Source organism: Alkalicaulis satelles (assembly GCF_008630495.1).
GTDB classification, from domain to species: domain Bacteria; phylum Pseudomonadota; class Alphaproteobacteria; order Caulobacterales; family Maricaulaceae; genus Oceanicaulis; species Oceanicaulis satelles.
This window is the reverse complement of sequence record NZ_VWOJ01000001.1, coordinates 1-18,022: the sequence shown is the minus strand read 5'-3', so window position 1 is coordinate 18,022 and position 18,022 is coordinate 1. Positions and strand designations below refer to the sequence as shown.

Sequence of the window (18,022 nt, the reverse complement as noted above, 5' to 3'; positions counted from 1 at the left end):
TCCGGGCGCCTGACGCAATGGGAAAGCGCCAAACATCACCCCACGCTCCCTTCCAGCGACACTTTCAGCAGCGCCTGGGCCTCCACGGCGAATTCCATGGGCAGTTCCTGCAGTACGTCGCGACAGAAGCCGTTGACCAGAAGGGCCACCGCCGTCTCCTCATCGAGGCCGCGCTGGCGGGCGTAGAAGAGCTGGTCTTCGGAGAGCTTCGAGGTAGTGGCCTCATGCTCCAGCGTGGCGTGGGGCGTCTTGGCCTCGATATAGGGCACGGTATGGGCGCCGCACTGATCACCGATCAGCAGGCTGTCGCACTGGGTGAAATTGCGCGCGCCGGCCGCCTTGGCGTGGACGGAGACGAGCCCCCTGTAGGTCTGGTCGGAGCGGCCCGCCGAGATGCCCTTGGCGATGATGCGCGAGCGGGTGTTCCTGCCCAGATGGATCATCTTGGTGCCGGTATCGGCCTGCTGGCGGCCATTGGTCACGGCGATGGAGTAGAACTCGCCCTGGCTGTTATCGCCGCGCAGCACGCAGGAGGGATATTTCCAGGTGATCGCCGAGCCGGTCTCGACTTGCGTCCAGCTGACCTTGGAATTGCGCCCCCGGCAGTCGGCGCGCTTGGTGACGAAGTTATAGACCCCGCCCTTGCCTTCCGCGTCGCCCGGCCACCAGTTCTGGACGGTGGAGTATTTGATCTCGGCGTCATCGAGCGCCACCAGCTCCACCACGGCGGCGTGCAGCTGGTTCTCATCGCGCATGGGCGCGGTGCACCCCTCCAGATAGGACACGTACGCGCCCTTGTCGGCGATGATGAGCGTGCGCTCGAACTGGCCGGTGCCTTGGGCGTTCATGCGGAAATAGGTGGACAGCTCCATGGGGCAGCGCACGCCCGGCGGCACATAGACGAAGGAACCATCTGAAAACACCGCGCTGTTGAGCGTGGCGAAGAAATTGTCCGTCACAGGCACCACGCTGCCCAGATACTGGCGCACCAGTTCGGGGTGCGCGTGCAGCGCCTCGGAAATGGACATGAAGATCACGCCGGCCTTTTCCAGCTCGGCCTTGAAGGTGGTCGCCACCGAGACCGAATCGAACACCGCATCCACCGCCACCCGCGGGCGCTCACGCGCCTCGGCGGCGGTGACGTCTTCAGCGCCCTCCACGCCCAGCAGCACCTCGGCCTCGCGCAAGGGGATGCCGAGCTTCTTGTAGGTCTCGAGGATCTCCTCGGGCACCTCGTCCAGGCTCTTGTAGCGGGCCGCATCCTTGGGCGCGGCGTAGTAATAGGCGTCCTGATAGTCGATGGGCGGATAGCCGACCTTGGCCCAGTTGGGCTCGTCCATCTTCAGCCAGCGCCGGAAGGCGTCCAGGCGCCACTCCAGCATCCATTCGGGCTCGTTCTTCTTTTCCGATATGAAGCGCACAATGTCCTCATTGAGGCCCTTGGGCGCGAACTCCTGCTCGATCTCGGTGGAGAAGCCGTACTTGTACTTGTCGGCTTCCAGCCGGCGCACGTCTTCAATGGTTTCCTTCACCGCAGGCATGTCATCCCACCTTCTGTCTGTCTCATATCGCCGCGCGCAGGGCCGGGGCGCTTGACGCCTTGGCGTGCGCCGCGATCCAGGCCGATGCGAACGCCTCGGCCTCGTCCATGGTGCTGGACCAGCCATAGCTGACCCTGAGCGCGCATTGCGCGTGTTCGGCGCCCGCGCCCATGGCGTCGAGCACCTTGGAGCGGCGCACCTTGCCCGAGGAACAGGCCGCGCCCGCGCTCACCGCAAACCCGGCCAGATCCAGGGCGATCACCTGTATCTCGCTCAGCCAGCCCGGCGCGGACAGGCATGACGTGCCCGGCAGGCGCGGCGCATCCGCACCCCACACGGTCACATTCGCGCCCGCCTCCAGAAGCCGCGCTTCCATCGCGTCGCGTATGGCGGCGATGCGCGCCGGCTCGTCCCGGTCCGCCAACGCGGCGTCCAGCGCGGCGGCGAAACCGGCAATGCCGGGCAGGTTCTGCGTGCCCGCACGGCGGAAGCTTTCCTGCCCGCCGCCACGGATCTGGGCGTTGACCCCGGCGTCACACGCCGCGATCAGTGCGCCAACGCCCATAGGCCCGCCGCATTTATGCGCCGACAGGGCCGCGAAATGGGCCAGCGAACCGGCGAAATCAAACGGCGCCTTGCCCGCGATCTGGACCGCGTCGACGTGAAAATAATGGCCCGCTTCGCGCGCCATGCGGCCCGCTTCAGCCACGGGCTGGATCACGCCGGTCTCGTTATTGGCCGCCATCAGCACGATCAGCAGGCGCTCGTCGCCGCCGCGCGCCAGACGGTCTTCCAGCCAGTCCAGGTCAGCAACGCCCGTGCTGCGCACCGGCCAGATCTCCACGGGCAGGTCGCTGGCCGCTGCGGGCGCGATTACCGCGTCATGTTCGAACGCGGCGTGGATGATGCGCTGGGCGCCGGCCGCCTTCGCCGCCGCAATCGCAAGATTATTCGCTTCGGTGCCGCCGGAGGTGAAGATCACATCCTCGGCCCGGGCGGTCATGGCCCGCGCAATGGCGCCGCGCGCCGTCTCCAGCCGGGCGCGCGCTGCGCGTCCGTCCCGGTGCACCGAGGAAGGATTGCCGCACGCGTCCAGCGCCGCCGTGATGGCGGCGCGCGCCTCGGGGCGCAGGGGCGCGCTGGCGTTATGGTCCAGATAGACGCTCACTCAGCCGCCTCGAGCACTGGCGAGGCAAACGAAGCCCGGCCCGCCACGCGCTGGTTGATCACATCCTCCAGCGTTACGCCGGCCAGGAAGAGATGGATATGCCGGCCCAGCTCGTCCCACAGATCATGGGTGATGCAGCGCGCGCCGGTCTCCATGCAGCCCTTGGCCATGTGCTGGCAGCGGGTCACGTCAACGGGCTCTTCCACCGCGATCATGATGTCGGAGACGCGCGTCTCGCCCGCCGCCCGCGCCAGGCGGTAGCCGCCGCCCGGCCCGCGCACGGATTTCACCAGCCCCGCCCGGCGCAGCTTGGCGAACAGCTGTTCGAGATAGGACAGCGAGATTTCCTGACGCGAGGCGATGTCGGCCAGCGTCACCGGGCCTTGCGCGCCCATGCGCGCCAGATCGGCCATGGCCATCACGGCGTAACGTCCCTTGGTGCTCAGTTTCATGGCGGTGTTTCCCTTGAATGGGCGCTACAGCACGCCCGGCTCGCCCTTTGCGCCCGGCCTGTGCTAAGAGGCCGCTCCTTCTATCGAACCCCGTGGCGCACGGCGACATGTAAGTTCCCGAGCTCCACAGTCAAGTATTATACGCCGGCCTGGCGAAAACGCCGCATGTTTTCTGGACTGCTGCACCCAAGCGCTCAGGTCGGATATCTGATAACAGGACGCGTGACCCGCCATGCCCGACGTGATCATCCCTGGCCCGGCCGGCCGTCTTGAAGGCAAGTACACCCCCGCCAAGAACGCCACCGCGCCTGTGGCGCTGGTGCTGCACGCCCATCCGCGCGGCGGCGGGCATATGGAGACCCCGGTCTCCATGATGCTGTACGACCAGTTCAAGGCGCGCGGCTTTTCGGTGCTGCGTTTCAATTTCCGCGGCGTGGGCCGCAGCCAGGGCAGCTATGATCAGGGACTGGGCGAGCTCTCCGACGCCGCCACGGCGCTGGACTGGGCCCAGGCGCATAATCCCGGCGCCAGCTATTGCTGGGTGGCCGGCCACTCCTTCGGCGCCTGGATCGCCATGCAGTTGTTGATGCGCAGGCCGGAAATCGCCGGCTTCATCTCGGTGTCTCCGCCCACCAATATGTATGACTTCACCTTCCTGGCGCCCTGCCCGGCCTCGGGGCTCATCGCCCACGGCGATAGCGACGCCATCGTGCCCCATGACGACATGATCCGCGCGATGGGCAAGGTGCGCAGCCAGAAGGGCATCACCATCTCCACCGACATCATTCCCGGCGCCGGGCATCTGTTCCGCGACCACCTGACCGAGCTGGAAACCTCCGTCACCACCTATCTCGACAAGCGCCTGCCCGAAGTGGAGCGCGAAAAGGCCGAGCCGGGGCCGGTGGGGAAGAGGTAGGGCCGGACACGCGCGACATCCGTCATCCGACCAGAAGCCGCCCGGCGATCGCGCGGCCAGACGGGTGGGCGCACCTGAGCCGATACGCGCCGGGGCACACAGGCAAAGGCGCTACGAGCGAATCCATATCCGCTCTCGCAGCGCCTTTCAGCGGCCCTTTGACAGCGCTGCCGTGTCCGCCGACCGCGCCTGAATCCAGGGCGCAAAATCAATTAACGAATGGAATCGCAGAAACTATGCTCTCTAACCTCTGAACAAAATTCTCTGAACAAATCAAAATCGATTCTGCGTCCAGCACACGCTCTGCCGAACTGCCGAGAATCTGCATTATGGCGTTGAACTGCGCTGTTAAAGGCCCTTACCGCAGAATCGCTGGGTGTGCTTTCAGAATCCAACGCACGGCGCCATTGAGCAATTATATTCATTCGGCCGCTTGCTTCCGCAGCTAGATTTAAACAGTGCAACGCTTCCGTTCTGGAGATAGGGTCAGCTTGCGAAGCCGACGATGTTTCCGCCGCAGCCGAGCTCGCAAGCAGTAAGGTCGCGCCTATCATCGCAATACTGAAATTTGAGGGCATGAGGGATTCATCTCCTGATCGTTGCTGCACTGGTCACACCAATCCAAATCTATAGCATTCCCGTTGAACAGGGCAAATTGCCCCGGCAATCAGGTGAATTCAGCGATCAGAAATTTACACGCCCCAATTACGATGAAAAATTACTTCAATTAATATTTATAATTTGAATTTCACAATATGCATTGTTTAGGTTTTCCCCTTTATAATGCCTTACATTCAAAATTCGAAACCGTATTATTCAAAGATGAAGTCAAGTGACACTACGAACTTTCACACCCCCACAACCCTTCCCCCCCTCATCGCCACGTCTACCCCCGTCGTGGCCGGCCAGCTGATCGGCAGGCCTCTGGCTGTGCGCGCGGCCAGCACCGCGAAGGCTTCGGCTTCGATGAGGTCGCCGCGCCAGCCGACGGCTTCGGCTGGAACCGCAGGCACGCCACAGGCGGCGGATATGCGGGCGATCAGGTCGGCGTTCTTGCGCCCGCCGCCGCACACGATCAGGCGTCCGGGCTTGTCTGTGAGCCGGGCCAGGCCCAGCGCCACGGCCTCGGCGGTGAACTGGGCCAGCGTCGCCGCACCGTCCTCTGTGGAGAGATTGCGCGCCGCATCGATGGAAAAGTCCCAGCGGTCCAGCGATTTGGGGCCATCGAGGGCGAAATGGGGATGGGCCAGAAGCTCGGCGAGGCCGGCCTCCAGCACCCGGCCTTTGGCGGCCAGCGCGCCGCCGGCATCCATGGGCGCGCCGGTGCGCTCTTCCACCCAGGCGTCGATCAGGCCATTGCCCGGCCCGGTGTCGAAGGCGCTCAGGGTCCCGTCCGCGCCGATGAGCGTGATATTGGCCACGCCGCCGATATTGAGCACGCCGATGGGGCGCTCCAGCCCCGACCAGTCGGCCAGCAAGCGGTGATAGATCGGCGCCAGCGGCGCCCCCTGCCCGCCCGCTTCCATGTCGGCGGTACGGAAATCATAGGCCACCGGCGCGCCCAGCGCAGCCGCGAGCGCCGCGCCATCGCCCAGCTGGCGGGTGCGGCCCTTGCGGCCCTTTAAGGGCGGTTCATGCACCACGGTCTGGCCGTGAAAGCCGATGAGATCGAGCTGGTCCGGCGTCAGCCCGGCGGCGGCGCACACGGCTTCTACGGCGCGGGCGTGCGAGGTCGTGAGCACGGCCTCGGCCTGCGTGAATATCTCAGGCTCAGGCCCTTCAAAGCGCCAGGCGAGCGCTGCCTCCACCGCGGCTTTGAGAACGGCGCGTTCGTCCGGCGTGAAGGGCGTCTCCAGGCCGGGGCCGAAGCGGGTGATGGTCTTGCCATCAGTCTCCAGGATCGCCGCGTCCACGCCGTCCAGCGAGGTGCCGCTCATCAGCCCGGCGATGATCATGGGCTTTCATCCTGGGCGGGGCTGGAGCCCTCTTGAGCACCCTCTTCCCCGGCGTCTTCCGGATCAGCGCCCGGGTCTTCAGCGCCTTCATCGGCGTCGGCTTCATCCTCCGGCGGCGGACTGTCGCCTTCGGCGCGTTCGGCGGCGCGGGCGCGGCGCGCGGCGTCCAGCGCGTCCAGTTCGCGCTCGGCCGAGGTGCCCTCGAAAATCCGCCGGAGCACGCCCGGCGCCAGGGCCGAGAGCGGATTGGCGCTGACGCGCGCGCTGTTGAACGGTCCGCCCACCGAGAAGGTGATGCCTATCACCCCCTCGCCCGCACGCGAGGTCAGGAGCCCGCCAATGATCGGCAATCCGCCCAGCAGCGAGTTGAGCCCGTAGGAGGGCAGAAGCGTGCCGTCCACGTCCAGGCGCGCATCGGACATGTTCACCACCCCGCTCCAGGTCACGCCCAGGGACGGCCCCGCCGCGCGCGCCTCACGCAATTCCAGCACGCCTTCATCCCAGACGAAATCGGCGCGCAGGCGCTCGAACTCGATGCCCTGCCCGCCGCCCAAAAGACTGGCCAGCCCCTCCAGCGAGCCCGCCGCCAGGATACGGGTCAGCAGCGGCATGCGCTCCAGGGTGAAAGCGTCCGCCGACACCGAGCCGGAAAACCCGCCTGGCTCGCCCGCAGGCGGCGCCTCGGCGGTCAGGCGCAGCGCGCCGCCAGTGATATTATCATAGCCTGCGAAAGCGGTGAGCAGCTGGCCCGCATCGGGTCCTTCCGCTGAGAGCTTGCGCACGCCCGACGGCTCGGGCGTCAGGGCCACGCTGACCGGCCCACGCTCCATATTGGCGTCCAGGCGGAAGGCCTCAACATGGTCCTCGCCGGTCTCCAGCGAGAAGTCCACGCCCTCAAAGCGTACGCCGCGCACACGTACATCATCAATGGCCGCTTCAAGGATCAGCGGCCCGCCCGGTCCCGCATCCGGCCCCCCAAAGGACAACAGATCGCGGCTGTCGAGAAAGGCGCCGGTGAGGATGAAGCGCAACGGGCCGTCCTCGCCGCGCGGCCGGTCGGCGCGGGCGGCGAGATCCGCGCGTCCGACCAGCTGAAGGCGCGGCGCATCGGCGCTGATCAGCCGCCCGTCCGGCGCCAGGCGGGCTGCGCCCTCGATATCCATTCCTTCGCCCTGGAGCGTAAAGCGCTCCAGCGACACTTCCGCCTCGCCCAGCGTCAGCAAGAGCTCGGCGGCGGCGGGCTTGCCTGCAGGCTTTTCCCACAGATCGCCAGGCAGGGCGATTTCGGCGTCCTCGAGGTCCAGCGCCACTTCGATCTGTTCGAACGCAAGCCCGCGCCCGGTGATCGAGGCGTCCACGCCCACCGTCCCGTCGAGATACTGGCGCACAGGCAGGCCCAGCGCATCGAGGTGGCGTCCGTCCATCCGGGCCGTCAGGCGCATGGCGCTGGAGGCCGCGGCAGGTTCCAGCCCGAAGGTTTCAGTCCACTCAATACTTGAGCGCGCCCCGGCCAGGCGCGCGGTTCCCACCGCGGTAAGCCGGTCCTGGCTGGCATTGATCTCCACCTCGCCCTCCTCAAAGGCGAGATCGTCATAGCCGGTCTCGGCGATGACATCCGTGAAGCGTCCGCGCGCGGAGAATTTGAGATCCTCGGGCGGCACATGGCGCAGCATGGGGCGCTCGATCTCGAACTCGAATGCGCCGCGCCCGGAAAACGCGTCAGGCGTCACGTCGTAGTTTTCGGTCAAATTGATCGGCGGTTCGGCAAGCAGGGCGATGAGATCGCTGACGCCGCCCCGGCCTGTCCCGCCAAAACGCGCCGGACCGCCGCGCGGGTTGAGCTGCTTGATCTCGACAAAGATCGTCTCCGCCTCCAGCGCGCCGATGCGCCCGCCGCGCCCGTCAAGCGAGAGCGAGTTGCCGCGCAGCTCCGCGCGGCCCGACAGGCCGCGCAGGGGCGTCATGGTGGAGACATAGCGCACATCGGCGTCGGTAAAGGCGAAGCGCAAGGAGAGGTCGTCATCCTCCAGCGCGCCGCGCTCCAGCGCCTCGCCGGTGAGATTGATGTCCAGCGTCACCTCGCTCAGCGCGCCCGCCAGAATGGCGTCTGACACCCAGTCGCGCGCGCCCAGGGCGAAGTCTACGGGCCAGTGGCGCAAGATATCGCCCTGGGAGAAGGTTCCGCTGACCGGGCCGTCAAGGGCCAGGGCCGGGCGCCAGCCGCTTTCGGTCTCATCCGCGCCCACATGGCCGGTGAAGCGGGCCTCAGCGCCCGGAATGGCCGCCTCCAGCGCATCGAAGGTCACGCGCACTGCATTACGGTCAATGCGCCCGCGCGCGGAGATCGACTCCCAGCGGACCGGTTCGGGAAACACGCCAGGCGGATCCACATGGCCCGGACCGGCGCGCAGTTCATAATCGGCGAAGGACGGCAGTGCGTCCTCAAAACCCGACAGCTCGGTTATGGCGCCGCTGATATCCAAGGTGACGAGGTCGGAACGTATGCGCCCGGCCGATATCTCGATGGCGCCCGCGCCCGCATCGAAGGCCGCGCGCAGGGCCGCTTCCTCCAGAGCAAATGCTAGCCCGCCCGCACGCACCTCGCCCGGCTCGGCAGTCAGATCGATATAGGCGGTGCGAAGCCCCTCCCCGGCGCTGGCGTCCAGCACCAGCTCCAGGCGCACCGGCGCATCAAGTCCGGCCAGCAGGGCCAACGGCCCATACCGGGGGGCGATAGCCGCAGGGGTTACGTCCGACAGGCGCAAATCGACGAACACATCCTCCAGCCCCTGGCTCGCGCGCAGGTCAAGCGCTGCCTCGGCCCGGCCCGCCGAGGTGACCAGCACGCCAGCCATGGCCGCCTCCACCGCGCCCTCGTCCAGACGCAGGCGCGCGCGCGCGTCATGGACAATGAGAGAGGCGCCGGTGATATCGTCGCGCACCTGCAGGGAGACGCGGGTGAGATCCACTTCCGTCAGGCGCGCGAGCACGCCCGAGCCCAGCTGGCTGGCCAGCATTCCTGTGGGCGCCGCGCCGGCCAGGCCGCGCGCCTCGACCATGTCGGGTGAACCCAGCCCCGCCGCCGTCACGCCCGAGGCGGTGCGCACAAAGGCGAAGGCGCCGCCTTCAGCCGCAATGCGCACCGGGGCGGCGCGTCCGGTGATCAGGAGATCGAGCGCAAGCGCGGTCTCGATGGAGCGGGCGTTAATCAGCGCCGCGCCCTCTTCATCGCGAACCGACACCTCGCGGGCGGTGACCACGATGGCGGCCAGCGCCGGATCAAAGCGCAGCTCCAGCGATCCGATCTCTGCGCGATCCCCGTCCAGCGCCGCCACCAGCGCATCAGCCGCCCAGGCGCGCAAGGGTTCGGCGTCCACCGGACCGGCGGCCAGGCGCCACAGTACAGCCGCGCCGGCCACGATCACCAGCGCCAGCAGCACCGAGGCCGCCTCCAGCGTATACAGCACCGCCAGCCGCATGACGCGCCAGGCCGGGTGTGGGGGCTGTGCAGTCATCTCAGTTCCGCCCCTTTACGGGACAGGTGCAGCGGACAATCTTCGCCGCCAGAAGCGGCGGGAACGGCCCGCCGGACGAGGACAGGAGCATGTGATGGGCGATATCAAGGCCGGGGACAAGGCCCCGGACTTCACCCTGCCGGCCGATGGCGGACGCGAGGCATCTCTGGCGCAGTTCGCTGGCAAGCCGGTGGTCCTGTATTTCTATCCCAAGGATGATACCCCCGGCTGCACGAAACAGGCCATCGGCTTTTCAGAGCGGGCCGATGACTTCGCCGCCGCGGGCGCGGTGGTGATCGGGGTGTCCAAGGACACCGCCGCCAAGCACGACAAGTTCCGTGACAAACATGGCCTTAAAGTGATCCTGGCCTCCGACGCCGACAGCGATGTGTGCGAGCGCTATGGCGTGTGGGTGGAGAAGTCCATGTACGGCAAGACCTATATGGGCATCGAGCGGGCCACCTTCCTGATCGGCGCGGACGGCGCAGTGGCGAGGGTCTGGCGCAAGGTCAAGGTGCCCGGCCATGTGGACGAGGTGCTCGACGCGGTCAGAGGTCTTTAAAGATCGAACACGCCGGTGATGGGCACGTGATCGGAGGCCTTCTCCTTCGCGCGCACCGACGAATCGATGGTGACGGATTTCAGCCGGTCGGCCGCCTGCGGGCTTAGCAGCAGGTGGTCGATCCGGATGCCGTGATTCTTGTTCCACGCCCCGCCCTGATAGTCCCAGAAGGTGTACTGGTGGGCGCGCCCGTCCACTTGCTCGAACGCGTCTGAATAGCCCAGCCACTTGATGGCGCTGAAGGCGTCGCGCGAGGCCGGCAGGGTGAGCGCATCGCCTTCCCAGGCCGCCGGATCGTGCACATCGGCGTCGCGCGGGATGACATTGTAGTCGCCCGCCAGAATCACCGGCTCCTCGAACGCCAGCAGTTCGGCCGCCCGCGTGCGCAGGCGCTGCATCCAGGCCAGCTTGTAGTCATATTTCGGTCCCGGCGCGGGATTGCCGTTGGGCAGATAGATGCACGCCACACGCACCGGGCCGGACTTGGCGCTGATCACCGCCTCGATATAGCGCGCCTGCTCATCGTCCGGGTCGCCCGGCAGAGCGGTCAGCGCCACTTCCTCAATGGGCAGGCGCGACAACAGGGCGACGCCGTTATAGCTCTTCTGCCCTACTGTCTTCACATTATAGCCAAGGTCTTCCAGCTCCATGGCGGGGAAGGCCTCGTCCACCGTCTTGATTTCCTGAAGACAAATAACGTCCGGGCGCTCGGCTTTCAGCCAGTCGAGGACGTTGGGCAATCGGGCCTTGATCGAGTTGACGTTCCAGCTGGCGACGGACAGGGTCATGAGCGGGTTTCCGGGGAGGGGCTGATGAGAGACGGACTGGACGCCATCGAGACGCCGCGCATTACGGTCTTAGCAGTCTTCGCCATGGTGATGGCAAGCGTGATAGCGCTGGCCGTGGGCTGGCTCGGGTTCCAGCTGTGGATACCCAATGTCATCACCTTCTCCAACCTGATCGCCCAGAGCGCCAATCCCACCGTCGAACAGGGCGTGTACATCTTCCTGTCCGCCGGACCGCTGATGGCGGGGGGCGGGCTTGTCCTGGGCTGGTTCTCGTTCCTCATCCTGCGCCGTCCGGGAGCCGGCTGGCGCCTGACCCTGTTCCTGCCGATGATCTGGGCGGTGGCGGTGCTGGCCTATATGGCCGTGGTCTCCACCGTGTGCGAGGGCCGCTTCGCCTGCGGGCTGTAGCGCTCAGGCCAGTGCGCGTGCGAACACCGCCGGGTCCACATTGCCGCCCGAGGCGATCACCACCACGGTGCGCCCCTTCACCTCGACGCGTCCGGACAGCACCGCCGCCAGCGCCGCCGCGCCACCGGGCTCCAGCACCAGCTTGAGATGCTCGAAGGCGGCGCGCATGGCGTGCAGCGCGTCGGCATCGCTGATCACCGCCACGCCCGCAAGGCGCGTCTGGTTGATGGCGAAGGTCAGCGCGCCGGGGCTTTCAGACAAAAGCGCATCGCAAAGGGAGCCGGACTGGCGGGCATTGCGCTCGCGCCGGCCCGAGACAAGCGAGCGGGCGTGGTCGTCAAAGCCTTCCGGCTCCGCGCCCCACACCTCAGTCTGCGGCGACAGCGCGGCGGCGGCCAGATTGATCCCGCCGATCAGCCCGCCCCCGCCCAGACAGCACACCAGCGTGTCGGCGCGTAGCCCGCGCGCGGCCATATCCTCGAACAGCTCCAGCCCCGCCGTGCCCTGCCCGGCGATGATGTGGGGATGGTCGAAGGAAGGGATCAGCGCCGCGCCGGTGGTCTCGCTGATCTCGCGCGCAATCGCCTCGCGGCTCTCGGTTTCGCGGTCATAGAGGCGCAGCTCGGCCCCGCGCGCGATGACGCCGCGCTGCTTGATGGCCGGGGCGTCGGACGGCATCACGATGATCGCATGCACGCCCAGAAGGCGCGCGGCCTCCGCCACCCCTTGCGCATGATTGCCCGAGGAGAACGCCACCACGCCGCGCGCGCGCTGCGCCTCGCTGAGCTGTGACAGCGCGTTCCAGGCGCCGCGGAACTTGAACGAGCCAGTGCGCTGCAAAGGCTCGGCCTTCACCAGAATGCGCGCGCCAGTCAGCTCATCCAGCGCCGGGCTGGAGAGCAAGGGCGTACGCACGGCGTGGCCGGCCAGGCGCGCGGCGGCGGCGGTGACATCGTTGAAATCAGGAAGCCGGTGCGTGGTCATGGGCGAGGCTTACACCTCGCCAGAACGGATGCCAATCAGGGGGGCGGTGCGTGAATTACAGCCCCAGCTGTTTGCGAGCTTCATGAATGCCTGGCTGAACCATCTCTTTGAAATAAGCGCTGTCAGTTGAACTCCAGGACAGCTTACCCCGCGCCGACGGGTGCGCAACGGGAAGGAAATAGAGCCCTGATGCCGCTTTGGTTTGCTCCCAGACAAGCCCTTCTTTGCGAAAAACCTCAAGGGCCTCCCAGGCCAAGTTGCCTTGAGCGACAACCAGATTGGGCTGCAGCGCTTCAACTAGCGTCTTGATTAGTCCGGCGCTCCGCCGGGCCAACCCAGGCGTGACATGCGAATTATTCGATCCGGATTCAGGGCGGCTGATCGCGAACGGTGTTGCATTGAGCATAGCGAAGCAATCCATTAGTGGCGCATCTGTTCCATCCACACGAATGGTGAGCTCTGCTGTACCGAACCAGCTTTGCAAGGCGAGCAACGTGCCTCTCAGGTGCGGGCTGTCTGGCAATGCAGAAAAATGCTCTCCGAACTCTTCCCGGCGCTTGTCAAAATCAACTGCATCTGCGGCGCCCGCATCAGCGCTGAGTATCACGATCCGCTGCGGCCCGTGCTTTCCTTTAAGGGCATAGCGCGTGCCGACATAGGGTTCCATGAGCGCACTGACTTCCAGCTCATTGCCCGCCCGCTTGCGTGCACGCTCCAAAAGATCAGCGCTCTCCTGCTCTTTCCAGCGCGCAAAGGCAGCGCGGATGTCGCGCTCGGCGCGGGCCTGTTCGGCTTTATCCAGTTGATACATGGGCCACCTCATAGCCTGCGCCAAAGGCTGCAACGGTAGGCGCCCGTTCTGGATCAGGCAAGCACGCGCCTTCCCCCTCCCCCATCCACCCGCAAGCGGTTTTCTGCCGCATAGGGATTGCGATTCATCGCCGGTGCGCCTTTCATGGCGCCAGCTTGACGCCGACGGGCGCGCCCATGCTGGCGCGCCTGCGCCATAACGGGAGGAGACACCGATGCTGCGCGGTCAGATGATGGACCGTCCGCTTATGATTGCGGACATTCTCAAACATGCGGCCCAAAACCACGGCAAGCGCGAGATCGTCTCGCGCATGCCCGATACGGGCCAGATCCATCGCTACGGCTATGCCGACTGCCACGAGCGGTCCCAGCGTCTGGCCAACGCCCTGACCGGGCCGCTGAAGGTGAAGGCGGGCGACCGCATCACCACCATCGCCTGGAACACCCACCGCCATCTCGAACTATATTACGCGGTGTCGGGCGTGGGTGCGGTGGTGCACACCGCCAATCCGCGCATGGGCCCCGAACAGCTGGCCTGGGTGATCAATCACGCCAAGGCCAAGCATGTCTTCTTCGACGTCACCTTCGCGCCGCTGGTGGACGCCATCGCGGCCCACTGCAAGACGGTCAAGAGCTGGGTGGTGATGACCAGCCCGGCCACCCGGCCGGAGATGAAGACCAAGACTCAGGTTTACGAGACCCTTCTGGAAAACGCCTCACCGGTCTATGACTGGCCCAGCTTCGACGAGAACGCGGCCGCCGGCCTTTGCTACACGTCGGGCACCACGGGCGAACCCAAGGGCGCGCTCTATTCCCACCGCTCCACCGTGCTGCACGCCATGGCGTGCCTGGCTGAAGACGTGATCGGGGTGGGCTCTCGCGGCGTCATCATGCCGGTGGTGCCCATGTTCCACGTCAATGCCTGGGGCGTGCCCTATGCGGCGGCCATGGGCGGGGCCAAGCTGGTGATGCCCGGCGCGCAGCTGGACGGCGCCAGCCTGCAGGGCCTGATCGAAAGCGAGACTGTCAATCAGGTGCTGGGCGTGCCCACCGTGTGGCTCGGCCTGCTGCAGTATCTGCGCGAGAGCGGCAAGCGCATCGACAGTGTGGAGAACGTCCTCATGGGCGGTTCGGCCATGCCCGAGGCGCTCCTGCGCGCCTATCAGGACGAGTATGGCGTGGACATGCAGCAAGGCTGGGGCATGACCGAGATGAGCCCGCTGGGCACGGTCGGCAAGCTGCTGCCCAAGCATGACGGGCTGTCGGACGACGAGAAGATCAAGATCAAGCTCAAACAGGGCCGGCTCCTGTTCGGCGTGGAGATGCGCAGCGTCGATGACGACGGCAATGTGCTGCCGCGCGACGGCCAGTCCTCGGGCCATATCCAGGTGCGCGGCCCCTGGATCATCGAAAGCTATTTCCGCGGCGCGGGCCCGGAAGCCTTCACCGATGACGGCTGGTTCCGCACCGGCGATGTGGGCTATCTCGATGAAGACGGCTACATGACCATCACCGACCGCTCCAAGGACGTGATCAAGTCGGGCGGCGAATGGATCAGCTCCATCGATCTGGAAAACGCCGCCATGGGCCACCCGGACGTGCTGATGGCCGCTGCAGTGGGCATGCCCCATCCCAAATGGCAGGAGCGCCCGCTGCTGATCATCCAGCCGCGCCCGAACACCACGCCGACGGCCGATTCCATCCGCGAATACCTGGCCGAGCGCGTGCCCAAATGGTGGCTGCCCGAGGGGATCGAGTTCATTGAGGAAATGCCGCTGGGCGCCACGGGCAAGATCCTCAAGACCAAGCTGCGCGAGATGTTCAAGGACTATCAGTTCCCGGATGCTTGAACAGGCTGGCTCACAGCCGATAAACTGTGCGCCTGAATCGGCAGAGAGCGGAGCACGCCATGGCGGCCTCTGAATGGGGCGCGCAGCTTAGAGCCTTCCGCCAGCGCATGGGTCTTAAACAGATTGCGCTGGAGGAAGAGCTGGGCGTCAGCCAGGCTTTCCTGTCACGCTTGGAAACCGGCACGTCCGCTCCGTCCGAAGCGTTGACCGCACGCATCACCGAGTTGCTGGAGCGGCCCTGCAACCGGCTCATGTTTGACGACTGGCGCGCCACGGTGGCGCTGTCGCCGGCCCTGTCGAGCCTGCTGGCCTACGAGTAGGGCGCGGTGCGGCTTTATAATTTCTCCGCCGGCTTCCGGGCGCTGGGCGGCGCATTCAAAACCTCGCGCGAGGGCGACGCACTGGAGGGCGTGCTGGGCGAGGACGCCGACCGGCAATTCATCACCCTGCAGGGCGCGGGCGTATTCGAGGGCGAGGCGCCGGTCAGCGAGAGCTCCTGGAGCACGCGCATCGCCGGGCATGAGGACGCGCTGTACTTCCATTCGGTGTCAGTGCCGGTGCGCGATGATTTCAGGCGCTGGCGGCTGCACTCCACCCACACCCCGATCAGCCTGGCGCACTATCGTGCGCGCCTCAGGGCCGGGCTGGAGACCGTGATCCGCCCGCGGACCTGAGCGGCGCAGCCATCCCGCCCTTGCCAAGGCGTGTGGACGGGGCTACCTTTATCGAAAATCGATAAGAAGGAGCCTCCCCATGGAAATCCTCTTTGCTGTGGTCTTGTTGCACTTCCTGCCCACTGTGATCGCGCTGGCGCGCGGCCATCACAACGGGTTTGCGATCTTCCTGACCAATCTCCTGCTGGGCTGGACCGTGATCGGCTGGATCATCGCCCTGATCTGGTCCGTCACCGCAAAACAGGGCTCGGTGCGGGCGTGAGGCCCTTGCGGCGCGTCTAACGGAGCTTTGCCCATGTCCGTCAGCTTGCAGGCCATGACCAACCAGGCCCAGGCGCTGAAAAGCGCCGGGCGGATGGAAGAGGCGCTGAGCGCCTATGAGGCCGCCGCCGCGGCCTGGCCTCAGAGCGCCGTGGCGGTGCACAATCTGGCCGCTACGCTGGGTGATATGGGCCGTCATGAGGAGAGCGCACAGACGGCCCGGCGCGCCATCGCCATGGGGCTGAAAGCCGCCGAAACCCGGCTGGTGCTGGCGCGCGCCCTGATGAATACCGGTGATCTCGACGGCGCCGCCGGGGCTTTTGACGCGGCCTGCGCGGCCAATCCTTTCCTGTCTGACGCCCAGTACGAGCGCTGCCAGCTCATCTGGATGCGCACCGGCGACCGCTCAGAGGCCCTCAAGCCCCTTGAGCGCGACCGCACCGCGCGTCCTGGCTCAGGACCGCTGGATTTCGTGCGTGCGCGGGTGCTGGAATATACCGGTGATATGGACGCGGCCTGCCAGGCCATTGAAGCCTTGGCTTCGCGCGAGCCGGGCAATGTGCTGCTGCAGTGCCAGGCCGCCCACATGCTCAATCAGCATGGCCGCACTCAAGCCGCGCTGGCGCGCGCGCGCCGGGCGATGGAATTGGCGCCGGACCAGTTCGTCGCGCTGGAGGCATGGACGAATGCCTGCCTGGCCGCCGGGGACTCAGCGGGCGCCCGGGACGGGGCGAGCCGGATGCTGGCGCTGGCGCCGGACAATCAGCAGGCGGTCAATCTGCAGGCCATGGTCTGGCGCATGACGGGCGATGCACGCTTTGGCGAGGTCTATGATTACGATTCTTTCGTGCGCGCACAGACGATAGACGCCCCGCCAGGATGGTCCAGCCGGGCGGACTATCTCAAAGACCTGGCCGCTGAGCTCAAGGCCGCTCACCCCTACGCCGCCCATCCCTTTGGACAATCGGTGCGCCATGGCAGCCAGCGCCCGGACATCCTGTCGGTTCAGACCCCCGCCATCCAGGCCTTTCGCACTGCGATGAGCCCGCTGGTGGACGCCTATATCGACGGTCTGGGCGCAGGCGCGGACCCGTTGCGACGGCGGCGGTCGGCGCAATGGCGCATACACGGCATCTGGTCAGTCTGGCTGCCCCCTGGCGGGTTTCACGCCGACCATGTCCACCCGCAAGGCTGGCTGTCCTCGGCCTTTTATGTGGAGCTGCCCTCTGCGGTGGATTCGGGCGGGCGCGAGGGCTGGATACGCTTCGGGGAGTCGGGCATTCCAGCCGCCCCCGCCCAGACCGCCCAGCACTGGGTGCGTCCCGAGCCGGGCATGCTGGTGCTGTTTCCCTCCTATATGTGGCATGGCACGGTTCCGTTTGGGGGCAAGGAGGCGCGCCTGACCATGGCCATGGATATCGTCCCGGCCTGAAGCCAGATGCGGGCGCGGCCCGCTCATCACCGGGCCGCGTTTCAGGCTTGCAAGCGCGGCGCGCGGGCGCTATGCCCCGCGCTCAGTTTTCCAAGGGATGGTCCGCGCCCGGATCGTCCCCCTGCCATCACCAGCGTAAGGGTCGAGACAACATGGCCAAGGGTAAGTTTGAGCGTAACAAGCCGCACGTCAACATTGGCACGATTGGTCACGTTGACCATGGCAAGACGACTTTGACGGCAGCGATCACGAAGTATTTCGGCGAGTTCCGCGCCTATGACCAGATTGACGGCGCGCCGGAGGAGAAGGCGCGCGGGATCACGATCTCGACCGCTCACGTTGAGTACGAGACCGATGGGCGTCACTATGCGCACGTCGACTGCCCGGGCCACGCCGACTATGTGAAGAACATGATCACGGGCGCAGCCCAGATGGACGGGGCGATCCTGGTTGTGAACGCCGCTGACGGCCCGATGCCTCAGACGCGCGAGCACATTCTTCTGGCCCGCCAGGTCGGTGTTCCGGCGCTGGTTGTGTTCATGAACAAGGTGGACCAGGTCGACGATCCCGAGCTTCTGGAGCTGGTGGAGATGGAGATCCGCGAGCTTTTGTCGAGCTATGACTTCCCCGGCGACGATATTCCGATCGTGGCGGGTTCGGCGCTGGCGGCCATGGAAGGCAACAACCCGGAGATCGGCGAAGAGAA

Annotated in this window: 17 protein-coding genes; 9 read left to right on the top strand and 8 right to left on the bottom strand. The window is 66.2% G+C overall.

All coding sequences use genetic code 11. The features are described 5' to 3' along the window. Positions 1–35: 35 nt before the first annotated feature. The 3 genes from sufB to F1654_RS00075 are packed head-to-tail and all read right to left on the bottom strand — an operon-like array spanning position 36 to position 3,161. Complete coding sequence (gene sufB, locus F1654_RS00085; protein ID WP_150021479.1) at positions 36–1,541, bottom strand: Fe-S cluster assembly protein SufB; 1,506 nt, start codon at positions 1,539–1,541, stop codon at positions 36–38. 22 nt (positions 1,542–1,563) lie between these two features. After that, positions 1,564–2,709, bottom strand: a complete 1,146-nt coding sequence (locus F1654_RS00080) for a cysteine desulfurase family protein (RefSeq protein ID WP_150021478.1) — start codon at positions 2,707–2,709, stop codon at positions 1,564–1,566. Beyond that, positions 2,706–3,161: an Rrf2 family transcriptional regulator gene (locus tag F1654_RS00075; protein ID WP_150021477.1), complete on the bottom strand. Its 456-nt coding sequence runs from the start codon at positions 3,159–3,161 to the stop codon at positions 2,706–2,708. The genes F1654_RS00080 and F1654_RS00075 overlap by 4 nt, the downstream gene beginning before the upstream one ends. Positions 3,162–3,393: 232 nt before the next feature. Between F1654_RS00075 and F1654_RS00070 the strand changes: the two genes are divergently transcribed. After that, positions 3,394–4,077, top strand: a complete 684-nt coding sequence (locus tag F1654_RS00070; RefSeq protein ID WP_150021476.1) for an alpha/beta hydrolase — start codon at positions 3,394–3,396, stop codon at positions 4,075–4,077. 848 nt (positions 4,078–4,925) lie between these two features. Here the strand turns inward: F1654_RS00070 and F1654_RS00065 are convergent. Next, positions 4,926–6,032 carry an anhydro-N-acetylmuramic acid kinase gene (locus F1654_RS00065; RefSeq protein WP_150021475.1) on the bottom strand — a complete coding sequence of 369 codons (1,107 nt, stop codon included), beginning with the start codon at positions 6,030–6,032 and terminating at the stop codon, positions 4,926–4,928. Then, positions 6,029–9,547 (bottom strand): DUF3971 domain-containing protein, encoded by a 3,519-nt coding sequence (locus tag F1654_RS00060; RefSeq protein ID WP_150021474.1) that lies wholly within the window; start codon positions 9,545–9,547, stop codon positions 6,029–6,031. The genes F1654_RS00065 and F1654_RS00060 overlap by 4 nt, the downstream gene beginning before the upstream one ends. 94 nt (positions 9,548–9,641) lie before the next feature. On the opposite strand from F1654_RS00060, the gene bcp reads away from it, so the two are divergent. Further along, positions 9,642–10,109, top strand: a complete 468-nt coding sequence (gene bcp / locus F1654_RS00055) for a thioredoxin-dependent thiol peroxidase (protein WP_150021473.1) — start codon at positions 9,642–9,644, stop codon at positions 10,107–10,109. Here the strand turns inward: bcp and F1654_RS00050 are convergent. Beyond that, positions 10,106–10,897: an exodeoxyribonuclease III gene (locus tag F1654_RS00050; RefSeq protein WP_150021472.1), complete on the bottom strand. Its 792-nt coding sequence runs from the start codon at positions 10,895–10,897 to the stop codon at positions 10,106–10,108. The genes bcp and F1654_RS00050 overlap by 4 nt on opposite strands. Before the next feature lie 24 nt (positions 10,898–10,921). Here F1654_RS00050 and F1654_RS00045 point away from each other — a divergent pair, with 24 nt between their 5' ends. Continuing rightward, the gene (locus tag F1654_RS00045) at positions 10,922–11,305 is read left to right on the top strand and encodes a hypothetical protein (RefSeq protein ID WP_150021471.1); all 384 of its coding nucleotides are present in this window, start codon (positions 10,922–10,924) and stop codon (positions 11,303–11,305) included. 3 nt (positions 11,306–11,308) lie between these two features. Here F1654_RS00045 and F1654_RS00040 read toward each other — a convergent pair whose 3' ends face one another. Further along, positions 11,309–12,289 (bottom strand): threonine ammonia-lyase, encoded by a 981-nt coding sequence (locus tag F1654_RS00040; RefSeq protein WP_150021470.1) that lies wholly within the window; start codon positions 12,287–12,289, stop codon positions 11,309–11,311. Between the two features lie 55 nt (positions 12,290–12,344). After that, a complete protein-coding gene (locus F1654_RS00035; protein ID WP_199200398.1) occupies positions 12,345–13,100 on the bottom strand; it encodes a uracil-DNA glycosylase family protein in 756 nt (251 codons plus the stop codon). Positions 13,101–13,314: 214 nt separating this feature from the next. Between F1654_RS00035 and F1654_RS00030 the strand changes: the two genes are divergently transcribed. The 6 genes from F1654_RS00030 to F1654_RS00005 all read left to right on the top strand — a co-directional run. Then, the gene (locus tag F1654_RS00030; protein WP_199200397.1) at positions 13,315–14,949 is read left to right on the top strand and encodes a long-chain-fatty-acid--CoA ligase; all 1,635 of its coding nucleotides are present in this window, start codon (positions 13,315–13,317) and stop codon (positions 14,947–14,949) included. A 59-nt stretch (positions 14,950–15,008) separates the two neighbouring features. Continuing rightward, positions 15,009–15,269, top strand: coding sequence for a helix-turn-helix domain-containing protein (locus F1654_RS00025; protein WP_150021468.1), 261 nt, complete (start codon positions 15,009–15,011; stop codon positions 15,267–15,269). Between the two features lie 6 nt (positions 15,270–15,275). Continuing rightward, positions 15,276–15,623 (top strand): hypothetical protein, encoded by a 348-nt coding sequence (locus F1654_RS00020; protein ID WP_150021467.1) that lies wholly within the window; start codon positions 15,276–15,278, stop codon positions 15,621–15,623. Positions 15,624–15,702: 79 nt separating this feature from the next. After that, the gene (locus tag F1654_RS00015; protein WP_150021466.1) at positions 15,703–15,885 is read left to right on the top strand and encodes a superinfection immunity protein; all 183 of its coding nucleotides are present in this window, start codon (positions 15,703–15,705) and stop codon (positions 15,883–15,885) included. Positions 15,886–15,918: 33 nt separating this feature from the next. After that, the gene (locus F1654_RS00010) at positions 15,919–17,316 is read left to right on the top strand and encodes a 2OG-Fe(II) oxygenase family protein (RefSeq protein WP_150021465.1); all 1,398 of its coding nucleotides are present in this window, start codon (positions 15,919–15,921) and stop codon (positions 17,314–17,316) included. Positions 17,317–17,468: 152 nt separating this feature from the next. Then, a partial coding sequence (locus F1654_RS00005) for a GTP-binding protein (RefSeq protein ID WP_150021464.1) occupies positions 17,469–18,022 on the top strand: 554 nt, incomplete at its 3' end.